Source organism: Bacillus sp. ISL-39, from assembly GCF_018613295.1.
In the GTDB taxonomy this organism is placed as follows: Bacteria; Bacillota; Bacilli; order Bacillales; family Cytobacillaceae; genus Mesobacillus.
In genome coordinates, this window is sequence record NZ_JAGGQM010000007.1 from 117,589 (window position 1) to 142,332 (window position 24,744).

The following is a 24,744-nucleotide window of genomic DNA, read 5'->3' on the forward strand; positions in this document are numbered from 1 at the left end:
TTATCGTCCTTATGCTTTTTGTGCTTCCAGTCAGAGCTTTCGTGGTGATCGTGCCACTTATGATCCTTATGCTTTTTGTGCTTCCAGTCAGAGCTTTCTTTCTGGTCGTAATCGCTGCTGCTCTCTATATGCTTGAAATATTTGCGTTCTTTTTTTCTTTTGCATTTGCTGCATTTACAATTATGCTCATAATGTTCATGGTCAGTAAACATATCGGACTCTCCTTCCTTTCATATTAATCGATCTACTACAGCATATGGGGAAAAGCCGTTTCCGTATGGGGAAATAACTACTTAGAAAAAATTCTTATCATAAAGAGGCAGTGTGAAATTTGCTATTTGTGTATTTTAGATTCAAAATTAAAGTACAAAATAAAGTTACCGTTATTAAGTGGAGGTCTGTAAAGTGTTGAAAAAAGGAATGGAGCATTATATCCAAAAAAAGCTTAGTGAAAACAAAGACAGCGTGGAACTTTTTCGAGAGGAAAAAGAGTATGGAATTAAACATGATTTATTCGATCAGGGCTCGGTTTCAATCATCGATATGCCATCTGAAAACCGATTTAAAGACGCGTATATCGAAAGGGGAGATAAGGCAACAGATGAGTTTCTTGCCCGTGAAGATGAAGACTTCCTTGAAGAAAAGATAAATTATTTTGATAAACATAAAAATGAATTTTTGTATGTAGAATCACAATGGTGGGAAATGGTTGGCGCTGATGCTGTATCATTTGAAAAAGACGATGTATTTGGTAATTACGACGTTATGCTTGGTTTGAAGCTGCAAAAGAAACAGGATTCGAAAATCCGGCAATTTCTAAGCGAGAATCTTGCAGGTGAAGGTGCCGCGTACGATTTAATCTTTGATGGAAATGAAGGGGTTTGGAGTCTTAATTTTGCTTTAAATGATCTCGAAGGATATGATGAAGAACTTACTGTTGGCCAGGCTTTAGGGTTGATTTACAGCTTTTTAATGAAACTTGCTGAATCAATCGAAGTCTAATAAAGAGATTATAAGACGCCTTATGGCGTTTTAGATGAAAGAAAAATCAAGGGCCACTTCCATCTTGCGGACTAAATGTTCCTGAGGAACCAGCTGGTCTAAAGCAACCATCTCTAATTGGTCTTGTTGGATTGGATTATTTTTCGAAAGCATCTTCATCACCTCAAGCGTTATATGTTTCTATTTTAAAAGAGACTTATGGTTAGTTCCACACTAAGTTGAGGAATCCTGTTGATTGGAGTGGAAGGCGCGTAGACTCCTGCGGGATCAGACGGACAGGTGAGACCCCGCAGGCGCCAGCGGCGATGAGGAGGCTCACCGCCGGCCCCGCGGAAAGCGAAGCGCCTGGAACGGAAATCAACAGCCCCATTCCAGCACAAACCAAAAAAACTGTAGACAAGCTCGATTTCCATCGAGTTTGTCAGCGTTTTTTTTTTTTAGGTTTTCCCTTAAATTTTGCTGCTTCTCATAATTCCCACTAATGAACTATCCTTGAAATAGCCGGTTGAATCCAGAGAACGCTGCTTTCTTTTAAATAAACTCTTTAGTTTAGCAGTGTGTTACTATGCTAATATACTAAAATTTACCATATTGGGTTGACAGATAAGCAGTTAGCCACATAAAATTAGGTTAGTTATTAGTTAATAGTAAAAATTCTGAAATCGGGGTAAATAATGAACCGGAATATTGGAATAGGGAAGGCAGCGATCCTGCTGGCGACCTTGTCAGAAAATGAATTGGAATTATTGAGCCCTGCTTTAGATAACATTAAATTTTGTCTTGGTCAGGTTGGCTCTATGAATATGCAGAAAGTCATTTCTGCAGTTGAAACGGCTGCAAAGCGAAATGGGCTTATACACTCTGGATTGTATCGCGAAACACATGCACTCTATCATGCGATCATGGAAGGGATGGAAGGGGTAACTAGAGGCCATCTTGCAATTGGCGATATGAGCAGGACAGTTGGTCTTCGGTTTGCTGTTGTCCGGGGAAAGCCTTTCTCAGCGGATGCCGAAGGGGAATGGATTGCAGTAGCTTTTTACGGAACAATTGGAGCTCCAATAAAAGGCTCGGAGCATGAAACAGTTGGTTTAGGCATTAATCATATATAGTTTTGCATTGCCTATAGTCAAAAGTCAGAAGGAGGCGATGATGGTATAAATATGCCATTGTCGTCTCCTTTTTATATTAATTATTTCATTAGGAGGCAATTATTATGGTGGTATTAACCGGGGCATCGCTGAATCTTCAACATGTTAAGCGTGTATGCTTTGACGGAGAAGCTGTTGAAATCAGTCCGGAAAGCATGCAGAAAGTTCAAAAGAGCAGGGATGCAGTAGATAAAATTGTTAAAGAGAAGCGGACAATTTATGGCATAAATACGGGCTTTGGAAAATTCAGCGATGTAATCATTGATGAGCAGGATGTTAATGCACTCCAGCTGAACCTCATTCGTTCCCACGCTTGCGGAGTAGGAGACCCTTTCCCTGAAATTGTTTCAAGGGCCATGCTGTTGTTGCGCTTAAATGCTCTATTGAAAGGTTTTTCCGGTATAAGGCCTTTGATTGCGGAACGGCTGGCGGCATTGCTGAATAATCATATCCATCCAGTTGTTCCTCAGCAGGGATCACTCGGGGCTTCAGGTGATTTGGCACCACTTTCGCATCTTGCGCTCGTATTGATCGGAGAAGGTAAAGTCTTTTACAAGGGAAGGGTTTGCGCGACAGCAGAGGCATATAAAGAAGAAGGTTTGAACCCGATCTCATTACATGCTAAAGAAGGGTTAGCTCTAATCAACGGCACCCAGGCTATGACCGCAATGGGTGTGGTTAACTGGATAGAAGCGAATCAGCTGGCACTGCAGAGTGAATGGATCGCCGCTTTGACAATGGAAGGACTGGAAGGTGTAATTGATGCATTTCATCCATCAATACATGAAGCCAGGGGCTATAAACAACAGAAAGATGTTGCCGAAAGGATGCGCAGATTACTGGAAGGGAGCAAGCTTACCACAAGACAGGGAGAAAAACGAGTGCAGGATGCCTACTCGTTAAGATGCATTCCCCAGGTTCATGGTGCTTCCTGGCAGGCCCTTGATTATGTGAAAGAAAAATTAGAAATAGAAATAAATGCTGCTACAGACAATCCGCTAATATTTGATGATGGGAATCTGGTCATTTCAGGTGGAAATTTCCACGGACAGCCAATCGCAATTGCAATGGACTTTATGAAAATTGCAGTTGCAGAATTTGCAAGTATTTCCGAGAGACGGATAGAACGTTTGGTAAACCCGCAATTAAATGATCTCCCTCCTTTTTTAAGCCCCCAGCCAGGGCTGCAATCAGGAGCAATGATTCTCCAATACAGTGCGGCGTCGCTTGTGTCAGAGAATAAAACTCTTGCCCATCCGGCTAGTGTAGATTCGATTCCTTCTTCCGCAAACCAGGAAGACCATGTCAGCATGGGGACAATCGCTTCCAGGCACGCCTACAGCATCATACAAAATGCAAGGAGAGTGCTGGCGATTGAGTGTATATGCGCACTCCAGGCTGTCCAATATCGCGGAATTGATAAAATGTCACCTCATACAAAAAGCTTTTACGAGGATGCGAGAAATATCATTCCTTCTATCACCGAGGACAGAATCTTTTCTGAGGATATCGAAAGACTTTCAGAATGGCTTAAAAAAAATAATAGACAGTGGACAGCTATAGGGCAGAGAGAATTAAATATGGTATAAAAAGAGCTTCTTTTGGCAGGCCAGAAGATTCAGGAAATAAGTTGTTACTATCAAGGGAATCAATGTGATTCCAGTCATTTTTAGTTTTGGAAGCCTCTCCATGGACAAAATCATCAGTCCCATTTTAAAAGAGTAAAAATCAAATAGAATAAAGGAGTGTTTTAACATGAAAATAGAATCTTCCAAAGAGATTCGCGCAAAAAAAGGCCTGAAGCTAGAATGCAAAGGTTGGGAACAGGAAGCAGCTTTGAGAATGCTTTACAATAACCTGGACCCTGAAGTAGCTGAAAAGCCGGAAGACTTGGTAGTCTATGGCGGAATAGGGAAGGCTGCGAGGAATTGGGAGTCATTTGAAGCGATTGTGAATACTCTGCGCCGCCTGGAAAACGATGAAACATTGCTGATTCAATCCGGCAAACCAGTCGCGGTATTTAAAACACATAAAGCTGCTCCTAGAGTATTATTATCCAATTCAGTACTGGTGCCTAAATGGGCAAATTGGGAACATTTCCATGAACTTGATCAAAAAGGCTTGATGATGTATGGGCAAATGACAGCAGGAAGCTGGATCTATATTGGTACACAAGGTATTTTGCAGGGAACGTATGAAACATTCGCAGAGGCAGCCAGACAGCACTTCGGCGGCTCACTGAGAAATACGATTACATTAACAGCAGGGCTAGGAGGGATGGGTGGTGCCCAGCCGCTCGCCGTCACGATGAACGGCGGCGTATGTATCGCTGTTGAAATCGATCCTAAGCGGATCCAAAAGCGGATTGATACCCGGTATTGCGATAAAATGACGGACTCAATAGAGGAAGCGATGAGATGGGCGACGGATGCAAGGAATAAAGGAGAAGCTTTATCCATTGGACTTATTGGGAATGCAGCAGAGGTACATTATGACTTACTTCAGCGTAATTTCAAGGTAGACATTGTTACGGACCAGACTTCTGCTCACGATCCTTTAAACGGATACATTCCGGTAGGTTATACTCTCGAGGAAGCTGAAAAGCTTAGAAAAGAAAATCCAGAAGAGTATGTTAAGCAATCTTCCCGCTCCATGACTAAGCACGTTGCCGCTATGCTGGAGTTCCAGAGGAAAGGGGCAGTCACATTTGATTATGGAAACAACATACGCCAGGTTGCCAAAGATCAAGGAGAAGAGCATGCCTTCGATTTCCCTGGATTTGTTCCTGCATTTATCCGGCCGCTTTTTTGCGAAGGCAAGGGACCTTTCCGCTGGGCGGCTTTATCGGGAGACCCAGAAGATATTTACCGTACAGATCGGCTGATTAAGGACCTTTTCCCAGAGAATGGACCACTCCAGCGCTGGATTGAAATGGCTCGTGAAAAAGTGGAGTTCCAGGGGCTTCCTGCCCGCATTTGCTGGCTGGGCTACGGTGAACGAGTAAAAATGGGATTGGCAATTAATGAATTAGTCCGTAAAGGTGAGTTGAAAGCGCCCATTGTAATAGGACGTGACCATCTTGATTGTGGTTCAGTAGCCTCTCCAAACCGGGAAACAGAGGCTATGAAGGATGGGAGTGACGCGGTCGGTGACTGGGCTATCCTTAACGCTCTTATTAATGTTGCAGCTGGCGGTTCATGGATATCAGTACACCATGGCGGCGGCGTAGGAATGGGTTATTCTCTTCATGCCGGTATGGTTGCGGTGGCTGATGGGACCGACCTGGCAGAGGAAAGATTGAGAAGAGTCCTGACAACTGATCCAGGCATGGGAATCGTACGCCATGCGGACGCCGGGTACGATAAAGCGGTTGAGGTTGCAAAGGAAAAGGGCGTCGACATTCCAATGTTGAAATAAAGTCATTAAGAAGAAAGGTTGGTTCATTTGGACTTTGATTTGCTAGTACACAATATAGGGCAGCTCATTCTGCCTGAATATACTGGAAAAGCTTTAAAAGGGAAAGAAATGAAGCGATTGAATGTAAAAGAGTCAGCAGCATTTGCAGTAAATGATGGCAAGGTTGCATGGATAGGATCAGATGCAGAAGCGAAATCCTTTAACGCCAAAGTAAAGCTCAACGCAGAAAAGAAGGTTGTTTCACCGGGCTTGGTCGATCCTCATACACATTTGGTCTTTGGGGGGTCCCGTGAGCATGAACTGGCGTTGAAGCAGGAGGGAGTCCCTTATCTCGAAATACTGGCAAGTGGGGGAGGCATTTTGTCCACTGTGGAAGCGACAAAAAGTGCTACATTGCAAGAACTCTTAGATAAAGCAAGCTTCCATTTAGATAGAATGCTTTCCCATGGTGTAACAACTATTGAGGCAAAGAGTGGATATGGACTGGAAAGAGAGACTGAACTGAAGCAGCTAAGAGTCGTGAAACAATTGAATGAAAAGTATCCTGTTTCCATCGTATCCACCTTCCTGGGACCGCACGCCATCCCGCCATCCTATAAGGGAAATGAAGATGTATTCTTACAGGAAATGACGGCTTTGCTTGAGGAGATCAAAGAAAAGAATCTGGCGGAATTTGCGGATATTTTCTGCGAAACAGGTGTATTTTCAATTGAACAATCAAAGTTGTTTTTACAAAGAGCAAAGGAAAATGGTTTTGGTTTGAAGATCCATGCCGATGAAATTGACCCCCTTGGAGGAGCAGAATTGGCGACATCACTGGGAGCGGCGAGCGCCGACCATTTAGTGGCAGCCTCTGATAAAGGAATCGCAATGCTTAGTGAGAGCGAGACAGTTGCCGTATTGCTTCCTGGGACGACCTTCTATTTAGGGAAAGACCATTATGCAAGAGCAAGGAAAATGATTGATGATGGAGCCGCTGTAGCCCTGGCAACAGATTTCAATCCAGGAAGCTGCGTAACCGAGAATTTACAATTGATTATGTCCCTGGCAGCACTGAAATTAAAAATGTCATCTGAAGAAATCTGGAATGCAGTAACCATTAATGCAGCACACGCAATTGGCAGAGGTGAAAAAGCTGGAACACTTGATGTCGGCAGGCAAGCGGACTTCGTCGTATGGGACGTTCCAAATTACAAGTACATTCCTTACCATTACGGTGTGAATCATGCAAATTGCGTATATGTTTCGGGAGAAATCATATGGGAGAGGATGCCTTTTGGGAAATTTCAGTTATCTGAATCCAGGTAAACCGGCAATGTTTAAGGACCAGTATGTTACGAAGGTCAGCGAATGTATTGTCCCTTTTGCAGCTGAGCAAAGCGGTGATGTCGGATTGGTCGGACTGCCCTTTTCTAAAACGTCCATTTCATTTTCCCAGGCAGCGGAGGCGCCAAAAACCATCAGGGCCTGTCTGGGCAATTTTTCTACTTACTCAGGGGAACAAAACAAAGACTACAAAGATGTAAAGATTATCGACTTCGGGGATGTAATCACACATCCAACAAATACTGAAGCAAGTATTGATCGAATGTATACCAGTGTTAGGGAAATGCTGGATAAGGGTGTTTGTGACCGTTATATCCTTTTAGGAGGTGACCATGGAGTAAGCTATCCGTCCATAAGAGCCTTTCAAGAAAAATATGGAACAGTGGGGATCATCCAGTGGGATGCCCACCATGATGTCCGCAACTTGGACGATGGGGGAAGAACAAATGGAACACCTTTCCGAAGCCTGTTGGAAGGAGGTTTTATTAAAGGGGAGCACCTAGTGCAAATTGGAATCAGGGATTATGCAAACGCAAGGATGTACCATGAATACACAAAAGAAAATGCAATTTCTGTATACACTATGGCTGACGTGGAATCTCAAGGCATCATTCCAATTGTAAGGCGGGAGGTTGAGCGTCTGTCCCATCTTGTGGACTTCATATACTTATCAGTAGACATGGACGCAGTAGATCAGGCTTTTGCACCTGGCTGCCCTGCAATTGGTCCTGGGGGACTGACAAGCAGGGAATTATTGGCCAGTATTTCTGAAGCCTCTCATCATGAAAAGGTTATTGCCATGGATATTGTAGAAATCGACCCATCAAAAGATTTCCGTGATATTACAAGCAGACTCGCAGCAAACGCCATGCTTAAATTTATGTATGCAAGGATAGAATGAAAATTAACAACATTATTAAAAGCCTGTAAACCTTATGATAAGTTTACAGGCTTTTGTTCGTTATTTATTTTTTAACAATTGATCAAGCATGTCGGAGAGAGAAGAGTTTGGCTGAAGGTTTTCCGGAGAAAATTGTTTCTTCAACTCATCTCTCATTTTCCCCTGGCTACTGTTTAAATTGTCCTGGAGTTTTTTGTAGTTACGCTTCTGTTCGCGCTGCCTCATCAGGTTGTCCATGAGCTGTTCATTCATCTTGCGCATTTGTTCGACCATATCTTTGCTGTTTTGATTATTCATCCCTTAACCTCCTTCTCAATCGTTCTGCCTTATTACAGAACATCCAATTTAACGACTACAGCGATCAGGATTTGCAGAAGGGCTTGAATATTAACGGCAACGTCTGTGTCAGTGGTAGTTACTTTTACGTTCTTGGAACTTTCAACAATCGTTTTTTGAGTGTTTCTCTGCTTATTTTTCATTACTTGTTTGATATCCTGTACTACAGCATTTCCGCGATCAGTATCCCCGATTGTAATGCTGATTACTGCTGCAATCGCTGCCTGTAGACCTAACTGTAAGGAGACAGCAGCTTGAGTATCAGTTGTTTGTACATCTACACCCTCAGAATCCTTGATGATAATCCATTCGAATGATTGTTGGTCAGTTTTCATGAACTGATCACCTTCTTGCAAAACCGTTGCGCCGTCATCGCATTTGTCTTTTCCTTTATCACAATGGTCCAATGCTCTCCACTTTTTATCTTCACTCATGTTAATTTCACCTCTTTTTTATAAATTTTAATTACAATACGTCAAGCTTTACGACTACTGCAACCAGTACCTGAAGCAATGCCTGGATGTTGACAGCCAAGTCTGTGTCAGTAGTAGTAACATTAATATCTTTAGAGTTTTTAATGATGATTTTTTGCTTGTTCGTTTGCTCTGAATCTAGTTTCTGGGATATCTCTTGTGCAATCTTGCGGCCCCTGTCTGTATCACCAACAGTAATGCTTACGACTAGTGCAATTGCTAATTGCAACCCTACTTGAAGAGAAACCGCTGCCTGTGTGTCAGTTGTCTGGACACAAATATTACAAGAGTCCTTGATCCAAATCAGTTCATCAGAATCCTGCTCAATACCTGAAAACTGAAATCCATCCTGTACTACGTCTGCATCTTCTTCTTTTTTGGACTTATGTTTCCCGTCGTCGTATTTATCGCCGTGGTAGCCATAGTCCTGAGGTTTGCCAAATTCATGGTAATTCTTGCTTGCCATTTATTTCACTCCCTTTTACTTGGTATGGAATATCATATTAAGTTGCATGCTGTATAGATTGTGTGTATTCACTAGTTGCCTAGTAATATTTCAAAAAAAAACGCCCTTTTTTTAAGAGCGTTTAAATTAGGATTACTTATCTGTACTAGAGTTCTTTTTTGAATGATTTGAATTCAGGAAGGTATCTACCTGCTTACTTAGATCTTCTACTAACTCTCTGATTGCTTGCTTCTTATCGTCAGTTATTTGGTCTTTGACTTCTTCCGTGTTGATACCGTTTTTCTTGAATAAATCGTTTACAAGCAAGTCAATGATACTGTTTGGAATCCCGTTAGGCTTATTCTGGTCGGCCATCATCTTCTCTCCCTTTTGTAGAATATCGTCGTTTTAGACTATGCGAATAAGTCTTAAGAAGACACAACGAAGTTTGGGGAAGAACAGCAAATATAAGCCTATTTTCCATTTATTGTGGATTTCCATCCCGAAACGTCGGGGTTCTATATAGAGATTAAAGGGAAGGGGACCCATTTTCTTGCTATGCTATCTACAGCAATCAGGGGTACAGGGGGTTACTGAAATTCAGTTAAGCAAAAGGAGAAGGACCTAATGGCGGTCCTTCTCCCTTTGCAGAAAACCAATATGTCAATTAATGAGACGGTTTATCCTTTAGCTTTTAAATACATCAGAAACCATTTCGAAGGATTTCAGTCTTGCTTTATGGTCAAAAATTTGCGCATTGATAATCATTTCGTCTGCCTGGGTTTCATCCAGGAATTGCTGAAGTTTCGTTTTAATGGTTTCGGGACTTCCAACGATTGAGGAGCCAATACGGCTGCCAAGCAGCATTTTTTCATACTCGCTCAGCTGATCCTCCAGGTTCTTGACAGGAGGAAGCAGGGGACTTGGGTTATTCCTGAACAGGTTAAGGAACTGCTGCTGCATGGATGTTGCCAGGAACTCTGCTTCCTCATCAGTTTCGGCTGCAATCACGTTCACACCCACCATCGCGTATGGCTCTTGCAAAACATCTGAAGGCTGGAAGTTCCTTCGGTACAGCTTTAATGCACCAATTGTATTTTCCGGCGAAAAATGGCTGGCGAATGAAAATGGCAGCCCGAGTTGTCCCGCAAGCTGCGCACTGTAGCCACTGGAGCCTAATAGCCAGATTGGAATGTTCAGTCCTTCACCGGGTATCGCCCTGACACTGCGATATTGCGAATCGATTTCCGGATTGAAATAGGCGCGAAGCTCATCCAATTGCTCCGGGAAGTCCTGACCATCACTTCGACGTTCGCGCCGTAGCGCATAGGCCGTCACCTGATCAGTTCCTGGAGCGCGTCCGAGTCCAAGGTCAATGCGACCCGGGAAAAGAGATTCAAGTGTTCCGAATTGTTCAGCGATAACAAGTGGGGCATGGTTAGGAAGCATGATCCCGCCTGAGCCGACTCTGATGGAAGAGGTTCCCGCTGCAACATGGCCGATTACAACCGAGGTAGCGGAGCTTGCGATGCCAGGCATATTATGGTGCTCTGCTAACCAATATCGGTTATAGCCCCATTTTTCAGCATGCTGGGCAAGGTCAAGTGTGTTTTTGAATGCATGCGCTGCTGTGCCCCCTTCTAGAATAGGGGACAAGTCGAGCACAGAATACTTTATATCGTTTAAACGTTTATTTTCTGTCATTTTTCCATCTTCCTTCATTTAAAAATATAAACTCGCAGGAATAGCATTTTTCCTGTTACCAGCGTTTATACAATAGTATCAATTATCTTTCGGCAATCAAAATAAAATGTTTTGAGAAGGCTCTTTTCTCAAACTTTGTTGCTTTGGACTACTAAATAGGATTGTTTGACCTATTTTTCTTCACAAAATTGACTCTTTTGGGAGAAAAGAGCAGCAAACTTAATACTGACAGCAAAATGGCCTTATATTACGTTAAAATGGGTTTTAGGTTTTTAACAACAATCTTTACGAAAACAAGCCTTTGAGAAAAAAGGAATACGGAAATTCAGGTGAGGGAATTGGGGAGGTAGGGGGGAACAAGCTTATCTAATCAATGATAAATATTCATAAACCTCCCGCATGTTTTGGTAGCCTTGTTCCCGGGCTTTTTGAATATAAAAAGCCCAAAGCCTTGCTGCCATTTTTGCATCCGCAAGTGCATGGTGCCGATCTCTCACTTCAATCCCGCACTCAAGGCAGATTTGTTCCAAAGGCAGCGAATAGACTAATGGCTGGAATAATCTAATCAAAAATGAAGTATCAATTACTCTGTGGTCAAAATTCAAGCGCAATTCTTCACTTGTACATTTCTTCATAAAGGCTTGTTCATGCTTTGCATGGTGAGCCACAAGTACTGAGGTGCCTATGAAATTTAAAAACTCCATCAGAACCTGGGAGGTTATTGGGGCACTCCTTAGTTCCTCCTCGGTGATAGATGTCAGCTTAAGGACAGCAGGCGATACGGGGATTTCAGGGTTGACCAAAGAGTAAAATTCCTCGTTATCAAGTATTCTGGAGCCAATTACCTTAACAGCTCCTATAGAGAGGATTCTATCGCCTTTTTCAGGATTAAAGCCAGTTGTTTCGAGGTCAAAAACGATGACTGGCAGTTCTTCCAGCGGACAGTCCAGGCTGTTTTCTTTCTTCATTTCTTTTTGCAGCTGCCTTAGAAACGACATTTGCTGTCGGTTTGCATGAGGGGGCATTCCAGCATAGATGTTCGATCCAAGCCTGCCAGTCATTTGCCGGAAAAAACGAACCATATCATTCATTCCCATATATCTTACATCCTCTCAAAAAGCTTTCTGACATGTTCATAAAATTGTTCACCAACTTTAAGAATATCCTTCAATGATTTCTTTTCTCCTTTTGTGAGCTTACTGGTATTTACATAATGGCCGGAGTCATAATCTCTATGGGCTCCATGTTTTAGCCGGAAGTCAAGGAGAGCAGAGAAATTCTTGCTGTATAAAGAATTATCATGATAGGGCAGGACCTTGTCAGACACACGGCTGATACGGGAGAGTGTGGGAGTTTCTTTTATCCCTTCATAAAATGACAACAGCCTTGCTGCATTTACAAATGGTAAAAACGCTGTCTCCTTTAAATTAATAGATCCAGAAAAGGCTCCATGACTTTCTACTATCAGCTGACCAAGTACTCCGACCCCTTTTTTCAGATACATTGTGTTATCGAGCATCCTTAATAGTAATTGCTCTCTGTTAACTTCATTAAAAGCTTTATCTTTTAAGCTGCTTAACAGGCAGGAATCCCCGTGAATAGACCTGGCATCTGCAAATATTAGTAAATAGCGGATTGATTCCCAGGTAGATTGACCAGCCCAGAGTCCTAGTTGATTCTCCCAATCTTTCATTGATTTGCACCACAATGGATTGCTTGCCATAACAGCTCCGGGACATTTTTTATAGCCAGTGAGCTCTAATCCTCTGGAAATCTCTTTACCTAACTGTAAAAAATAGTCCTTCGCATCATCATTGTGAGCAGTGAACACAAGTCCGTGGTCCTGGTCACTCCAAATCGTTTGCTCCATTCTCCCGGCACTGCCCATGACGAAGAATGAGAATGGGGAAGGGGGACTCCCGTATCCTTCTGAAAAATTGCTTACTGCAGCGGAGATGACTTGGTCATAGATTAGGTCATGGAAATGATTTAATTGTTCATTGTTAAAAGAAGCTTCCGTCAGTCCCTTGGCTCTTAATGTGTTTATATTAGAATAAATATTGAGGTTCATAACCTGCATTCCCCTTTCGCCATCATCAAAAGACGGCTGCCCACGATATGGGCCGCCGTTCGAAAGTGTTATTTCCATTAATCTAATTAACAGATGGCTGCTGTGAATTTAAAGGGACATTGGCTGTACTTTTAACATCCACAGATCCCTTGGCTGCTGCTTCCTTGTTGACTAATTCCGGATACCCATAGCTCCCATGTTCACTAATGTCCAGACCGATGATTTCTTCCTCTTCGGTTACCCGCAAGCCCTTCATTGCGACCTTCATTATCGATAAGATGATGAAGGATACGATGAAAGCGAACGCACCTGACGCAATTACACCTAGCGCCTGTACTCCCAGCTGTTCAAAACCGCCTCCATAAAGCAAACCCGGATTGCCAACCGCGGCCAGCTCTGGTGTCGCGAAGAATCCTGTAGATAGAGTACCCCAAACACCAGCTGTTCCGTGGACTGATAGCGCGAAGATAGGATCATCTATCTTTCTGCTTTCAAAGAAACGAATACTATAGAACACTAGGATGCCAGCGATCAGTCCAATCACAACTGCTGCCCAAGTATCAACAAAAGCACATGATGCTGTAATGGCTACAAGGCCTGCAAGTGCTCCGTTCAGCATCATTGGAACATCCGCTTTGCCAACGACAATCCACGAGATGAGCATAGCTGCAACGGTACCAGCAGCTGCGGCAAGATTCGTGTTAAGCGCAACAAACCCAAAGAATGCTCCATCGACAGAAACGGTGCTTCCAGCATTAAATCCAAACCAGCCAACCCATAATAACAGTACGCTCAACGCTGTGAAAACCTGATTATGCCCTTCGATATTATTAGCAGAACCATCCTTATTGTATTTTCCAATACGGGGCTTTAGAAGAATGGTGGCAGCCAGTGCTGCCATAGCTCCCGTCAGGTGGACAACAGTTGAGCCAGCAAAATCCTGTTTTCCATGTTCAGCAAGCCAGCCGCCGCCCCAAATCCAATGGGCAATGAACGGATAAACAAAAATGGAGAATAGGAGTGCAAAAACAAGATAGACAGATAATTTTGCCCTCTCAGCAAATCCTCCAAAGGCAATCGTTAAAGAGATCCCCGCAAATGCCAGCTGGAATAGAAAGAATACAGCACCTGAAAGTCCTAATCCCTCTACATCATAGCCTGAATAAAAAAAGTCTGAAAATCCAAGAATTGAGTTTCCTTCTCCAAAAATAAGTCCATAGCCTACAGCCCAGAAAACGATTGATGAAATACCAAATGTCAAAATTGTTTTTCCGGCAATGTGGCCGGCGTTCTTCATTCGTGTGGATCCAGTCTCAAGAAGGATGAAACCTCCAATCATCAAAATAACTAAAACCGTGGAAATCATAACCCAAAGACTATTCATTACAAATACCGTATCCATTTGTTTCTCTCCTTTCAAATTGTGAATGTAGTTTGTATTCTCGCATGTATTTTTTTAACAATCTACAATCGTGTAAGGAAACCTAACATAATTTTTAGTAAAGGCTCTTTTCTCAAACTTTGTTGCTATTGACTACAAAATAGGATTGAATGACCTATTTTTCCTCGCAAAGTAGACTTTTTTGTGAGAAAAGAGCATCTCAACTTAATACCGACACGCAAAATGGCTTTATATTACGTTAAAATCGGCTTTAGGATTTTAACAACAATCTTTGCGAAAACAACCTTGGTAAAAAAAGAAAACCTCCCGAATTGGAGGTTTTATAGTTTAATATTTTCGAACGCCGAAACGGGCATTCAATTGACCCTGAATCATTTTCTTATGAGCTTCTTCATCAGTCCGTTTCTTTTCCCGGATCATTTCCTGTCGAATTTCGTATGTCTGGACACCATCTTCAATCTTATTGGCAATCTCGACTAATTGTTCAACGTCAGCAAAAGAATACCTCCTGCTGCCGCCAGGGGTCCGGTCCGGGAAGATCAGCTTCCTTTCTTCGTAATAACGGATCTGCCGCTCTGAAAGTCCAGTTAATTCTTTAACAATACCTATCGTGATTACTTTTTTATCTTTATAGGAAGATTCATTTGCCAACCTGATTCACCACGTTTCAATTGTTAATTTATTTTATGTTATATTTTCTCACATGAACACTATACTTGGCAAAGATTATCATTAAATATCATTTATTAAGCCCGTTACAGATATTTTGAAGTTCTGTGATCGTCATTTTTTTCAAGTTTTCTTCTGTTTCGTCAGTAATTCCTGATGTAAGCAAGTGGCGGATATAATGGTCCTTGAGCTTTTCAATTGCAGAACGTAAGTGAAATGACATTTTATCGCCTCCTAATAAATACCATTTTGTGCTGCTCTCAACAAATCCTGAGCATGATTTCCTTGTCGTTCCAATAACTCTTCGAATAATTCATCCCGAAATGTATCGATCAGGATAATTAAGTAAGCCAAATCCAAATCACTTGGTTGGTCCATCTTTGTTCCTCTTTTCCATACCTTAATTTTTTTCTATCATAAAGGCGTTTTTAAAAGGAGTCAGTAAATGTGTTAGAAATTCTCACCAGATTTTTTGGCAGATGACTAATGATTGAGTAAAAATAAGGTAAACCTATAATGATTTGTCCATAAGGAGGAATAAAAGATGGAACAGAAAATGCAGCCGGAAAATAGAGGGTATGTCATAAATGAATATGATGTACTTAAAAAGGTCATTCTTTGCCAGCCGCAGTATATGACAATCCGTGATGTGATAAATGAAACCCAGAAACACTTCAAGGATGAGGGCATACATATAGAAGTTGCCTTGGAACAGCACAGTGAATTTGTGAATACATTAAAAAATTTCGGAGTGGAGGTCATCCTGCTTCCATACCATAAAAAATACCCTGAGCAAGTATTCACAAGGGATATCGGTTTTACACTCGGCCAGACCATTTTTGTTGCTGACATGGCGAGTGATGTCCGCAAGGGAGAAGAAGATGTCCTGAAACAGTGGCTCGAAGATGAGGAAATATCTTATTACAATTTGTTAGGTGACCAGATCGAGGGCGGAGATGTTGTCATTGACCAGGACACAGTGTATGTAGGGTTAAGCAATCGCACCAACCAGCAAGCAGCAGATCATTTACAAGGTTTGCTGCCGCAGTTAAACGTGCGGGCCATTCCATTTAAAGCAGAGTATCTGCACCTAGATTGTGTCTTCAATGTCGTATCACCGGAAGTTGCACTGATCTACCGCCCGGCATTGACAGAGGAAGATATTAAATTATTCAGTTCGCACTATGATTTAATTGACGTTAGCGAGGAGGAACAATTCACTCTAGGGACTAATGTACTTTGTATAGGAAATAAAAGAATCCTAAGTCTGCCAGTAAATAAAGATGTGAATGAACAACTCAGAAGTAAGGGATTTGAAGTAATTGAAGTCGATATCACAGAAATTATTAAATCAGGCGGGTCATTCCGCTGCTGTACACTTCCGATTTTGCGTGAGAAAGGTGTACATTAATACCTGATGGAATGAGCGGGAGACGATCGTCCTCTCGCTTTTTTCATTTGGCTCTTTTCTCAAACTTTGTTGCTATTGACTACATAATAGGATTGTATTACCTAAGTTTCTTTACAAAATTAAGGCTTATTATGAGAAAAGAGCTTGCAAACTTAGTACCGACATACAAAATGACTTTACATCACGTTAAAATCGGCTTTAGGATTTTAACAACAGTCTTTACGAAAACAGCCTTTCATTTTAAAGGATACAAGGCCAACTTCGGACAGCTTTGCAGAGAACCAGCGAAAACATGTCCGAACATGGAGCAACCTAGTGTAAGGACAGCATGAAACCAGCTAAATCCCTGACCGGACTTGTGTTTTTATACAGTTTAAATAATAGTTTACTGTTAAATATCAGTTTTTGATTGTCCTTTAGCCTAAATTATCTTATAATTCAAAATAGCAAGAAATCAAATTTGTAAAGGGGGATTCATTTGGAAGCTTTTGTTTCTTGGCTCAATGGGATTTTGTGGAGCAACCCGGTCATTTACATCATTTTAGGAATCGGCTTGCTTTTCTCAATCCTGACACGTTTTCTGCAAGTTAGACTTCTGAAAGACATGGTTAAACTAATGTTCACAGGAAGAAGTTCCGATGCTGGTGTTTCATCTTTTCAGGCCTTATCTATCGCTTTATCTGGCAGGGTCGGAACAGGTAATATCGCAGGTACTGCCACGGCTATTGCAATGGGTGGTCCTGGTGCTGTTTTCTGGATGTGGACGATTGCGTTTATCGGGGCAGGAAGTGCATTCGTAGAATCAACTTTAGCCCAGATCTACAAAGTTAAGCAAGATGGTCTCTACCGAGGCGGCCCGGCATACTACATCGAAAAAGGCCTTGGAATCAAATGGTTCGCGATTGTATTTGCCATAGCTGCTTTGCTGGCAATGTCTCTGCTAATGCCGGGAATTCAGTCGAACTCGATTGCACTTGGTCTTGAAAACGCTTTTGGTGTAAGCAAGACAGTGACAGGTTTTATCGTAATCGCACTTTTAGCACTAATCATTTTCGGAGGCGTCAAAAGGATTGCAACAGTTGCCCAATATACTGTTCCATTTATGGCTGTTGGATATATCCTTGTGGCCCTTGTCATTATCGGCATGAATATCTCTGAGGTTCCTGCAGTTTTCTCCTTGATTTTCAAAAGCGCATTCGGTGCTGACTCAATGTTTGGCGGTATTCTTGGCAGCGCAATTGCATGGGGGGTAAAACGAGGTATCTACTCCAATGAAGCAGGACAGGGTACTGGTCCGCACGCAGCCGCTGCTGCAGAGGTTTCACACCCGGCGAAACAGGGTCTGGTCCAGGCGTTCTCTGTTTACATTGATACTTTATTTGTTTGTTCCGCTACAGCATTCATGATCCTGTTCACAGGAATGTTCAACACGGTTGGGGCTGACGGTGCATTCATTGTCGAGAACCTAAAGGGTGTTGAAGCAGGTCCAGGCTATACACAGGCTGCCGTTGATGCGGTTCTTCCAGGATTCGGGGCGGAATTTGTTGCTGTGGCATTGTTCTTCTTCGCTTTCACAACAATCATGGCCTACTATTACATGGCTGAAACAAACATTGCTTATCTCCTTAGAGGAAGAGATGGAAAAGTGCCTATGTTTATCCTTAAGGTTGTTATTCTGGCTGCAACCTTCTATGGTGCGGTCAAGGAAGCGGCTCTTGCATGGGCGCTGGGAGATGCAGGTTTGGGATTAATGGTGTGGCTCAACCTCATAGCCATTGTCCTGCTAGCGAAGCCGGCATTGATTGCTTTGAAGGATTATGAGGAACAGAAAAAGCAAGGCCTCGATCCAGTCTTCAATTCAAAAAAGCTAGGCATTAAAAATGCTGAGTACTGGGAAGAAGAATATTCCTTCAATCATGATAAAGAAAAAGTATCATAATATTGTCATATCGGAAGAGCTGCCTCTTATGGGCAGCTCTTTTTCAATACTAATCCAGTTTATTTATATTGTTTTGGTGGAATGGGAAGGATGATAGTATTAAGCTTGTTGCGGGGGAATATCATGAAAATGTTGTGCATTGACGGTGGCGGCGTAAGAGGTGTTTTTCCGATTGCCATCCTGCAAGCGATAGAAGAAGAGTATGAAACGCCTGTAGGTGATTTATTTGACATTATATCAGGGACCAGCACCGGAGCCATCATTGCTGCATCCGCAGCGTTGAACACATCAATGCAAGAGGTGATGGAAAGGTACGAAACTTATGGAGAAAAAATCTTTGAAAGAAAGTCAAAGGTCGGACTTTTCAAAAGTGTCTATAGTGACAGGTATCTGCGGCGGCTGTTAAAGCAGGCCTTCAAGGATCTATCACTGAAGGATATCGAAAAACCTTTACTGATTCCTGCTGTGGATATTACTCACGGAAAACCCTATATCCATCGAACGGACTTCGGTTATTCGTCAGAGAATGAATTATCGATAAAATTATGGGATGCCGTTTTATCGTCCTGTTCAGCACCCATTTATTTCCCCCCAAACAATGTGAACAATCAGTATTTATCTATCGACGGAGGATTATGGGCTAATAACCCTTCACTGGTTTGTATAACAGAAGCCTTGCATCATTTTAAAACGGACTTAAGTGATATCCGGATACTGTCCATTGGCACAGGCCAGCAGAATATTGATTTCACAATAGAAGAGGACCGATACTGGGGAATCCGTCAGTGGCTCCCATTCCAGCTACCATCCTTGAAGGTCATGCCAAAGCTTTTGGATCTGGCTATGGATCTTTCTTCTGAATCAGTTTCCTATCATTCCAGGCTATTGCTGCGTGAAAATTACCTCCGCTTAAATACGGCTTTAACGGAGGAAATCCCGTTTGACGATTTTACTTATATGTCTCAATTAAAGGAATTGGGACGGCAAGTGTTCGACGGACACAAGAAACAGATTGCCGCATTCTTAAATGAATAGTTGATGATACTTTCTGTTTAGATTACTCTTAAAATGGAATATTGAAACGATCGATTAGAAATACTATTCTGTGCAGAAGGACAGAAAAGGGAGGAATTAGATTGGAAAAGATTGAAGTAGGCGAAGTATTCACAATCAGTGACGAGAATGATGTAGAACAGGAGGTCGAGGTGATCGCTACGGTCACGATTGAAGGATCTGATTACGCAGCAGTAAGCTTTGTAGAAGATCTTCAAACCGAGACGGACGAAGATATTGACATCTTTTTCTTGAAGGTGGATGAAGACGGAGATTTTGGGGCAATTGAATCTGATGAGGAATTTGAAAAGGTGTCTTCCGCATTTGATGAAATGATGAATGAAGAAGAATAATGAACAGGAGGGAGGTTAAGCCTCGCTCCTTTTTTGGTATTATAAATAGGAGTTAAAAGCTTTATTGGTAAAAAATCTGTAAACAGAAGGAAATCAAACGATTTTGTCGAAATGTTCTTAAAGGAGTTGATTCAATTGGATAGCGTCGTCCTTGTTACTTTTAAAATTAAGGGAATTCCGATTCCTATTAAAATAGCATCTACTACCGAACCAAGCAGGGAGCAAATACTTAAGAAAATTTCGGATTTGGCCAAGGGATATGACCTATCAGGCGAGATCCAATTCAAGAAGCTCCTTAAGGAAAACGGCCATAAAATGTATATATATGAAATTGGCGACAGGAAATGCATGGTACTGGTAGAAAGGCTTGAGAAAATAAGAGAATTTGAAGAAATCGGCTCCTAGCACTTCAGCAGCTAGAAGAGAGGCTGCCCTCCACCTATTTGGGCCTTAGTAAAAGGAGTTACTTTTTATTATCTCTCTCCTAAACAGTTTCGCTTCATTATGAACGGTATTTCTCGAGAATTGAAAGAAAGAATGTTTATCACTGGAACTGAACTGGACAACTGAATCTGCAAAAAAAAAGGGAAGCCCATAGCGGCTTCCTTCACTATTTCCTGGTATAGTACCGAGGATCTTCCTGTGTTTTTAATTCATCTGCGATAAGAGCCGTGGCACTGTGATCCCCTTTAGCATCAAGACCTGCTTCCCATACCATCAAGCCTCCCAGCTGTTGGGAGAGGGCAAGAGTTGTTTTCTTTTTCAAAGTGGGATGGCCATTATAATGGTATGTTGTCCCATTCATTTCGACCTGGTCCTTTCCTGTATTAGCAGGGTGATGTTGGATAAGAGCTTCGTATGAGACCTGTTTGATCGAAGGATCCTCAGGCTGTGCATATAGCGGCACACCCAGGACAAGTTTCTCCCTCGAAAATCCATGCTTGTCAAAAAGGGCTGTCCAATAGGCTACTATATTAGCAGAATAAGAGTAAGGTGATAAATTCGCAGCGTTATATTCTCCATCCCATTGGCCATCATAAGCCATCAAATTGACATGATCAAAGTATTTGAACATGGAAGGCTCAAAAACGACAGAGTGAATTTCAGTCCCTGTGACACTATGCACCTTGGCGTTTACCGCAATCGACAGTTCTTTCCCATTTGGTTTCAGCTGTTCACTTAATTCCTTTGCGAAGTAAGCTAGATAGCGGGCATCTTCTGAAGAGCGAGGATGCTCAAAATCAATATCGACTCCATCAAGCTTTTCTTTTTCTGTAAAACTTACAAGCTCGCGAACTAGTCTTTTTCTTGATTCAGAGTTGGAAATGGCCGCCTTGAAATAATCATAGGATTCTCCGCCATTAATGTGGTACCAGCCGCCGACTGCCAGCATAACCTTCGTATCGTACTTTTGCGCATTAGCAACAACCGCCCTTAAATTTTTAACGGAATAATCGCCATTCATTAACAGGCTGCCATCCTTGTTTGGATGCGCAAACGAAAAAACAACATGTGTCAGATTTTTATAATCGATGTCTTCAGGCTTCCTGAAATCCTGAACATATCCAATCAAAACCTTTGCTTCTTGCTCTTTCAGTTGTGGTTCTTTTTTAACTCCAGGTAGTTTGGTTGAATGTGCAGCTTCAGCACTGATTGCGATCGTTTTGATTTTTTGTGTATTTGAATATAATGTTCCAGTTATAAAACCGCCCATGAAGGTGAGTAAAACAATCATCATAGGCAGGAAACGTTTTTTCATAAGGTATCCTCCTGTGTTTTATCAACCTCAAAATTGTAACAGAGAATACACCTTTATAGCTGTGGAAATATCAGCCTGTATATGATAGCGATAGATTATTAAACGAGTTTCAGGGAATATAATTAATATACTTAATGATAGGAGCGGAATGTATGGACTCAAAGGTAGTAAGAGTTGGGAGTACGGAAATGAGTTTTATTGATGAAGGCAAAGGAGATCCAATTCTTCTCATACATGGATTTGCCGGCAGCAAGCACTATTGGGATAAAATCATTCCTCAAGTCGCCAACGAGTACCGGGTGATTGCACTTGATCTGCCTGGACACGGGGAGTCAGGCATGTCAAAAAACAACTATTCAATTGAGGACATGGCCGGAACAATTAAAGAATTACTTGATCAAATAGGGTTGGATAAAGTGACCATGTTCGGTCATTCACTCGGCGGTTATATCACCCTGGCATTTGCAGAGATATATCCTCAGTATTTAAACGGCTATTCTTTAGTACATTCGACGGCTAATCCGGATTCCGATGATGCAAAGGAAGCTAGAGAAGCAAATGCAAAGAAGATTCAGGAAGAGGGAGCGGAACCATTTATCGAAGGACTTTCCAGAAAGCTATTTTCTCCTGAAAATACTGTAGAAAATTCAACGGAAATCGAAGAGACTGTGAAAATTGGCATGAATACAATAGCGGAAGGCCTTGTCAGCGCATTGATCGCCATGAAAAATAGGCCAGATAGGAATCATGTGTTGGAAGACACTGAACTGCCTGTTCTTTTGGTTGCAGGCGAAATGGATCAGATTATTCCTGCTGAAAAAACATTTACTGTAACGAAACCAAATATCGAAAAGCAAATCATTGAAGGTGCCGGCCATATGAGCATGTACGAACAGCCGGAAGAACTTGTCAAGGTAATGAAGGATTTTCTCTCAAAAATATAACGGTCCAAGGCAGCCTGTCCGCATAGGGCAGGCTTTTTTTATTTATCTTTCAGGGATGATAAAATATATTCAGCAAGTGTAAAGGAGTGAATATATTGGGGGATAGAATAGTTTTAGATGGCCATCCCATCTTGGTCAAAAGTTTAGAAATGGGAAATCAAGGCGGACTCAAGCGAATTGCAGTGGAATTTCCCGTTACAAGCGAAGACTATCATGATGTCACCACATTATTATATAAAGGAGAATTTGATGTGCAGGTTCCTGCGCGAGATGCAGCCTTTAGAGGAAAAATCGTCGAGTACTCGACCTCTGTTACGAATTTATATAAAAGCGGGCAGGTCGGTACCTTTAAATTAGCCTTATTGGAAATAAAGGAGTAAGCCATGAAGTTAAGTATACTTGACCAGGCACCGATTTCGGCGAATCAGATGGCCAGAGATGCATTGGAGCAATCCGTTTTGCTTGCACAGACTGCCGAGAAATTAGGGTATACACGTTACTGGATCGCTGAGCACCATAATATACCTGGTTTGGCATGTCCAGCACCCGAGGTCATGCTGCCCTATATCGGGGCAAGGACAAGCAAGATTCGAATAGGTTCTGGCGCTGTATTGCTTCCACACTACAAACCGTATAAAGTGGCGGAGCTTTATAATTTGCTTGCAACATTGTTCCCAGGCCGGATTGATATCGGAATCGGCCGTGCTCCAGGAGGAGCTGCAGAAGTAACAAATGCTTTATCAGACAACTTCCTGCAAAATGTTTGGAAACTGCCTGAATCATTGAAGGACTTGCTTCATTTTATTAATGACAATCATCCGGAAGACAGTGAACTTGCTAAAATTACAGCCGCACCCTTACCAGAAGTCCCTCCTGAACCCTGGCTTCTCGGCACGAGTAAAAAAAGCGCGAGGCTCGCGGCTGAGTACGGAATGGCTTATGCGTTTGGTTTATTTATGAGCGACAAGGACCCACAAGACATTTTGCAAGGATATTATAATTCCTTCAAGCCAGGAAGCACAAAATCTCCGCATACCATTTTGACTGTTTCGGCCATATGTGCTGAGACCACTGAACAAGCGGAAGAAATTGCATTAAGCTCGCTTATATGGAACATCCAGCAGGGAAAAGGAGAAGGTTTATCTGGTGTACCTTCTATGGAAGCCGCAAAGGAATACAAGCTTACTGGAGAGGATTATCAAACTGTAGAAAACATGAAGCGAAAAATGATTATAGGGAATCCAATGCAAGTAAAAGAGAGATTGCTTGATTTGCATCAGAAGTATAACGCTGATGAAATAATGGTCCTGACTATCACATATTCACCAGAGGACCGGATAAAATCCTATGAACTAATTGGGGGAGAAATGCTTTAGCGGCGAGTGGACATTTCGTGTTCCAATAACCCGTATTGAGACACTTTTTTCATTCGGCCTGTTGAATTCGTGTTTCAATAACCCGTATTGAGACACTTTTTTCATCCTGGTATTCTGTTTCGTGCTCCAAGAGTGCCTATTTGGACATGAACACTTTAGTTCCCCCGTATACTAACCTCTTAACAAATCTTCCATTTAAGGTATAATATTATCTGTGAGAAGATGCTGCAGCATGTATCTAAATAATTGCGGCTATCTGATATAAGTTGAAAGAGAGTGGAATTTATGGGTCGTAAATGGAACAACATTAAAGAGAAGAAAGCGTCCAAGGATGCAAATACAAGCAGGGTTTATTCAAAATTCGCGCTTGAGATTTATGTTGCAGCCAGACAAGGTGAACCAAATCCAGAATCCAACCAGGCGCTGAAATTCGTCCTCGAAAGAGCGAAGACATATAATGTACCAAGAGTCATTATTGACCGTGCAATCGATAAAGCCAAGGGCGGAGCCGAAGAAAATTATCAGGAGCTTCGATACGAAGGGTTTGGCCCTAATGGATCCATGGTGATCGTTGATGCACTTACAAACAACGTAAACCGTACTGCTTCCAATGTGCGAGCTGCTTTTGGTAAGAACGGAGGGAACATGGGAGTAGCTGGATCCGTATCTTATATGTTCGACAAAACTGCAGTAATCGGATTTGAAGGAAAGTCAGCTGATGAGGCATTGGAAATATTGATGGAAGCGGATGTTGATGCACGCGATATCCTTGAAGAAGATGAATCCATCATTATTTATGGTGAGCCTGAACAATTCCACGCAATCCAGGAGGCATTCAGGAATGCCGGTATCTCAGACTTTACTGTAGCTGAACTTACCATGCTGCCTCAGAATGAAGTGGCTCTGGACCCAGATTCGCAGGAACAATTCGAAAAGCTTGTTGATGCGCTGGAAGATTTAGAGGATGTACAGCAGGTATATCATAATGTTGATTTAGTATAATTAAACGTAA

28 protein-coding genes and 1 pseudogene are annotated in these 24,744 nt (G+C 42.1%); 15 read left to right on the forward strand and 14 right to left on the reverse strand.

What is annotated here, in order from left to right; all coding sequences use genetic code 11:
• Nucleotides 1–212, reverse strand: a pseudogene (locus tag J7E37_RS08495) (hypothetical protein); the annotation flags it as partial.
• A gap of 193 nt (nucleotides 213–405) precedes the next feature.
• Between J7E37_RS08495 and J7E37_RS08500 the strand changes: the two are divergent.
• Nucleotides 406–1,002: a branched-chain amino acid aminotransferase gene (locus tag J7E37_RS08500; RefSeq protein ID WP_215023534.1), complete on the forward strand. Its 597-nt coding sequence runs from the start codon at nucleotides 406–408 to the stop codon at nucleotides 1,000–1,002.
• Between the two features lie 30 nt (nucleotides 1,003–1,032).
• Here J7E37_RS08500 and J7E37_RS22235 read toward each other — a convergent pair whose 3' ends face one another.
• Entirely contained in the window at nucleotides 1,033–1,155 is a 123-nt protein-coding gene (locus J7E37_RS22235; RefSeq protein ID WP_285290305.1) for a hypothetical protein, read from the reverse strand.
• Between the two features lie 521 nt (nucleotides 1,156–1,676).
• Between J7E37_RS22235 and hutP the strand changes: the two genes are divergently transcribed.
• From hutP to hutG, 5 genes are all read left to right on the forward strand, one after another.
• Nucleotides 1,677–2,114 (forward strand): histidine utilization transcription antiterminator HutP, encoded by a 438-nt coding sequence (gene hutP, locus J7E37_RS08505; RefSeq protein WP_215023536.1) that lies wholly within the window; start codon nucleotides 1,677–1,679, stop codon nucleotides 2,112–2,114.
• Nucleotides 2,115–2,218: 104 nt separating this feature from the next.
• Complete coding sequence (gene hutH, locus J7E37_RS08510) at nucleotides 2,219–3,742, forward strand: histidine ammonia-lyase (RefSeq protein WP_214778951.1); 1,524 nt, start codon at nucleotides 2,219–2,221, stop codon at nucleotides 3,740–3,742.
• A 166-nt stretch (nucleotides 3,743–3,908) separates the two neighbouring features.
• Nucleotides 3,909–5,570, forward strand: a complete 1,662-nt coding sequence (gene hutU / locus J7E37_RS08515) for a urocanate hydratase (RefSeq protein WP_215023538.1) — start codon at nucleotides 3,909–3,911, stop codon at nucleotides 5,568–5,570.
• Between the two features lie 27 nt (nucleotides 5,571–5,597).
• The gene (gene hutI / locus J7E37_RS08520) at nucleotides 5,598–6,878 is read left to right on the forward strand and encodes an imidazolonepropionase (protein WP_251009563.1); all 1,281 of its coding nucleotides are present in this window, start codon (nucleotides 5,598–5,600) and stop codon (nucleotides 6,876–6,878) included.
• A complete protein-coding gene (gene hutG / locus J7E37_RS08525) occupies nucleotides 6,847–7,797 on the forward strand; it encodes a formimidoylglutamase (protein WP_215023540.1) in 951 nt (316 codons plus the stop codon). The genes hutI and hutG overlap by 32 nt, the downstream gene beginning before the upstream one ends.
• Nucleotides 7,798–7,857: 60 nt before the next feature.
• On the opposite strand, the gene J7E37_RS08530 is transcribed toward hutG, so the two are convergent.
• The 11 genes from J7E37_RS08530 to J7E37_RS08580 all read right to left on the reverse strand — a co-directional run bounded on the left by J7E37_RS08530 (nucleotide 7,858) and on the right by J7E37_RS08580 (nucleotide 15,275).
• Nucleotides 7,858–8,094 (reverse strand): hypothetical protein, encoded by a 237-nt coding sequence (locus J7E37_RS08530; protein WP_215023541.1) that lies wholly within the window; start codon nucleotides 8,092–8,094, stop codon nucleotides 7,858–7,860.
• Between the two features lie 32 nt (nucleotides 8,095–8,126).
• Nucleotides 8,127–8,567, reverse strand: a complete 441-nt coding sequence (locus J7E37_RS08535) for a spore coat protein (protein ID WP_214778959.1) — start codon at nucleotides 8,565–8,567, stop codon at nucleotides 8,127–8,129.
• Nucleotides 8,568–8,598: 31 nt separating this feature from the next.
• A complete protein-coding gene (locus J7E37_RS08540; protein WP_215023543.1) occupies nucleotides 8,599–9,072 on the reverse strand; it encodes a spore coat protein in 474 nt (157 codons plus the stop codon).
• 132 nt (nucleotides 9,073–9,204) lie between these two features.
• Nucleotides 9,205–9,426 (reverse strand): spore coat protein, encoded by a 222-nt coding sequence (locus J7E37_RS08545; protein ID WP_214778962.1) that lies wholly within the window; start codon nucleotides 9,424–9,426, stop codon nucleotides 9,205–9,207.
• 312 nt (nucleotides 9,427–9,738) lie between these two features.
• The gene (locus J7E37_RS08550) at nucleotides 9,739–10,755 is read right to left on the reverse strand and encodes an LLM class flavin-dependent oxidoreductase (protein ID WP_214778964.1); all 1,017 of its coding nucleotides are present in this window, start codon (nucleotides 10,753–10,755) and stop codon (nucleotides 9,739–9,741) included.
• A 362-nt stretch (nucleotides 10,756–11,117) separates the two neighbouring features.
• Nucleotides 11,118–11,852: an exonuclease domain-containing protein gene (locus J7E37_RS08555; RefSeq protein WP_215023545.1), complete on the reverse strand. Its 735-nt coding sequence runs from the start codon at nucleotides 11,850–11,852 to the stop codon at nucleotides 11,118–11,120.
• Nucleotides 11,853–11,857: 5 nt separating this feature from the next.
• Nucleotides 11,858–12,826, reverse strand: a complete 969-nt coding sequence (locus J7E37_RS08560; protein ID WP_215023547.1) for a DUF294 nucleotidyltransferase-like domain-containing protein — start codon at nucleotides 12,824–12,826, stop codon at nucleotides 11,858–11,860.
• A gap of 82 nt (nucleotides 12,827–12,908) precedes the next feature.
• Nucleotides 12,909–14,228, reverse strand: a complete 1,320-nt coding sequence (locus J7E37_RS08565; protein WP_215023549.1) for an ammonium transporter — start codon at nucleotides 14,226–14,228, stop codon at nucleotides 12,909–12,911.
• A 327-nt stretch (nucleotides 14,229–14,555) separates the two neighbouring features.
• Nucleotides 14,556–14,879: a MerR family transcriptional regulator gene (locus tag J7E37_RS08570; protein WP_213367635.1), complete on the reverse strand. Its 324-nt coding sequence runs from the start codon at nucleotides 14,877–14,879 to the stop codon at nucleotides 14,556–14,558.
• Between the two features lie 88 nt (nucleotides 14,880–14,967).
• The gene (gene fbpA / locus J7E37_RS08575) at nucleotides 14,968–15,120 is read right to left on the reverse strand and encodes a Fur-regulated basic protein FbpA (RefSeq protein WP_214778972.1); all 153 of its coding nucleotides are present in this window, start codon (nucleotides 15,118–15,120) and stop codon (nucleotides 14,968–14,970) included.
• 11 nt (nucleotides 15,121–15,131) lie between these two features.
• Nucleotides 15,132–15,275, reverse strand: coding sequence for a hypothetical protein (locus J7E37_RS08580; protein WP_214778974.1), 144 nt, complete (start codon nucleotides 15,273–15,275; stop codon nucleotides 15,132–15,134).
• Nucleotides 15,276–15,441: 166 nt separating this feature from the next.
• On the opposite strand from J7E37_RS08580, the gene J7E37_RS08585 reads away from it, so the two are divergent.
• From J7E37_RS08585 to J7E37_RS08605, 5 genes are all read left to right on the forward strand, one after another.
• The gene (locus J7E37_RS08585) at nucleotides 15,442–16,308 is read left to right on the forward strand and encodes a dimethylarginine dimethylaminohydrolase family protein (RefSeq protein WP_251009564.1); all 867 of its coding nucleotides are present in this window, start codon (nucleotides 15,442–15,444) and stop codon (nucleotides 16,306–16,308) included.
• Nucleotides 16,309–16,786: 478 nt separating this feature from the next.
• Entirely contained in the window at nucleotides 16,787–18,247 is a 1,461-nt protein-coding gene (locus J7E37_RS08590; protein WP_214778976.1) for an alanine/glycine:cation symporter family protein, read from the forward strand.
• Between the two features lie 123 nt (nucleotides 18,248–18,370).
• The gene (locus tag J7E37_RS08595; RefSeq protein ID WP_214778977.1) at nucleotides 18,371–19,282 is read left to right on the forward strand and encodes a CBASS cGAMP-activated phospholipase; all 912 of its coding nucleotides are present in this window, start codon (nucleotides 18,371–18,373) and stop codon (nucleotides 19,280–19,282) included.
• A gap of 101 nt (nucleotides 19,283–19,383) precedes the next feature.
• Nucleotides 19,384–19,653: a DUF1292 domain-containing protein gene (locus J7E37_RS08600; RefSeq protein ID WP_215023551.1), complete on the forward strand. Its 270-nt coding sequence runs from the start codon at nucleotides 19,384–19,386 to the stop codon at nucleotides 19,651–19,653.
• Between the two features lie 135 nt (nucleotides 19,654–19,788).
• The gene (locus J7E37_RS08605; RefSeq protein ID WP_215023553.1) at nucleotides 19,789–20,058 is read left to right on the forward strand and encodes a hypothetical protein; all 270 of its coding nucleotides are present in this window, start codon (nucleotides 19,789–19,791) and stop codon (nucleotides 20,056–20,058) included.
• 205 nt (nucleotides 20,059–20,263) lie between these two features.
• Here J7E37_RS08605 and J7E37_RS08610 read toward each other — a convergent pair whose 3' ends face one another.
• Complete coding sequence (locus tag J7E37_RS08610) at nucleotides 20,264–21,412, reverse strand: glycoside hydrolase family 18 protein (protein WP_215023556.1); 1,149 nt, start codon at nucleotides 21,410–21,412, stop codon at nucleotides 20,264–20,266.
• A 152-nt stretch (nucleotides 21,413–21,564) separates the two neighbouring features.
• Between J7E37_RS08610 and J7E37_RS08615 the strand changes: the two genes are divergently transcribed.
• The 4 genes from J7E37_RS08615 to J7E37_RS08630 all read left to right on the forward strand — a co-directional run bounded on the left by J7E37_RS08615 (nucleotide 21,565) and on the right by J7E37_RS08630 (nucleotide 24,734).
• The gene (locus J7E37_RS08615) at nucleotides 21,565–22,356 is read left to right on the forward strand and encodes an alpha/beta fold hydrolase (protein ID WP_215023558.1); all 792 of its coding nucleotides are present in this window, start codon (nucleotides 21,565–21,567) and stop codon (nucleotides 22,354–22,356) included.
• 86 nt (nucleotides 22,357–22,442) lie between these two features.
• A complete protein-coding gene (locus J7E37_RS08620; RefSeq protein ID WP_483297204.1) occupies nucleotides 22,443–22,736 on the forward strand; it encodes a DUF3219 family protein in 294 nt (97 codons plus the stop codon).
• Between the two features lie 3 nt (nucleotides 22,737–22,739).
• Nucleotides 22,740–23,732 (forward strand): LLM class flavin-dependent oxidoreductase, encoded by a 993-nt coding sequence (locus tag J7E37_RS08625; protein WP_215023562.1) that lies wholly within the window; start codon nucleotides 22,740–22,742, stop codon nucleotides 23,730–23,732.
• A 285-nt stretch (nucleotides 23,733–24,017) separates the two neighbouring features.
• Nucleotides 24,018–24,734: a YebC/PmpR family DNA-binding transcriptional regulator gene (locus J7E37_RS08630; RefSeq protein ID WP_215023564.1), complete on the forward strand. Its 717-nt coding sequence runs from the start codon at nucleotides 24,018–24,020 to the stop codon at nucleotides 24,732–24,734.
• Nucleotides 24,735–24,744 lie beyond the last annotated feature (10 nt).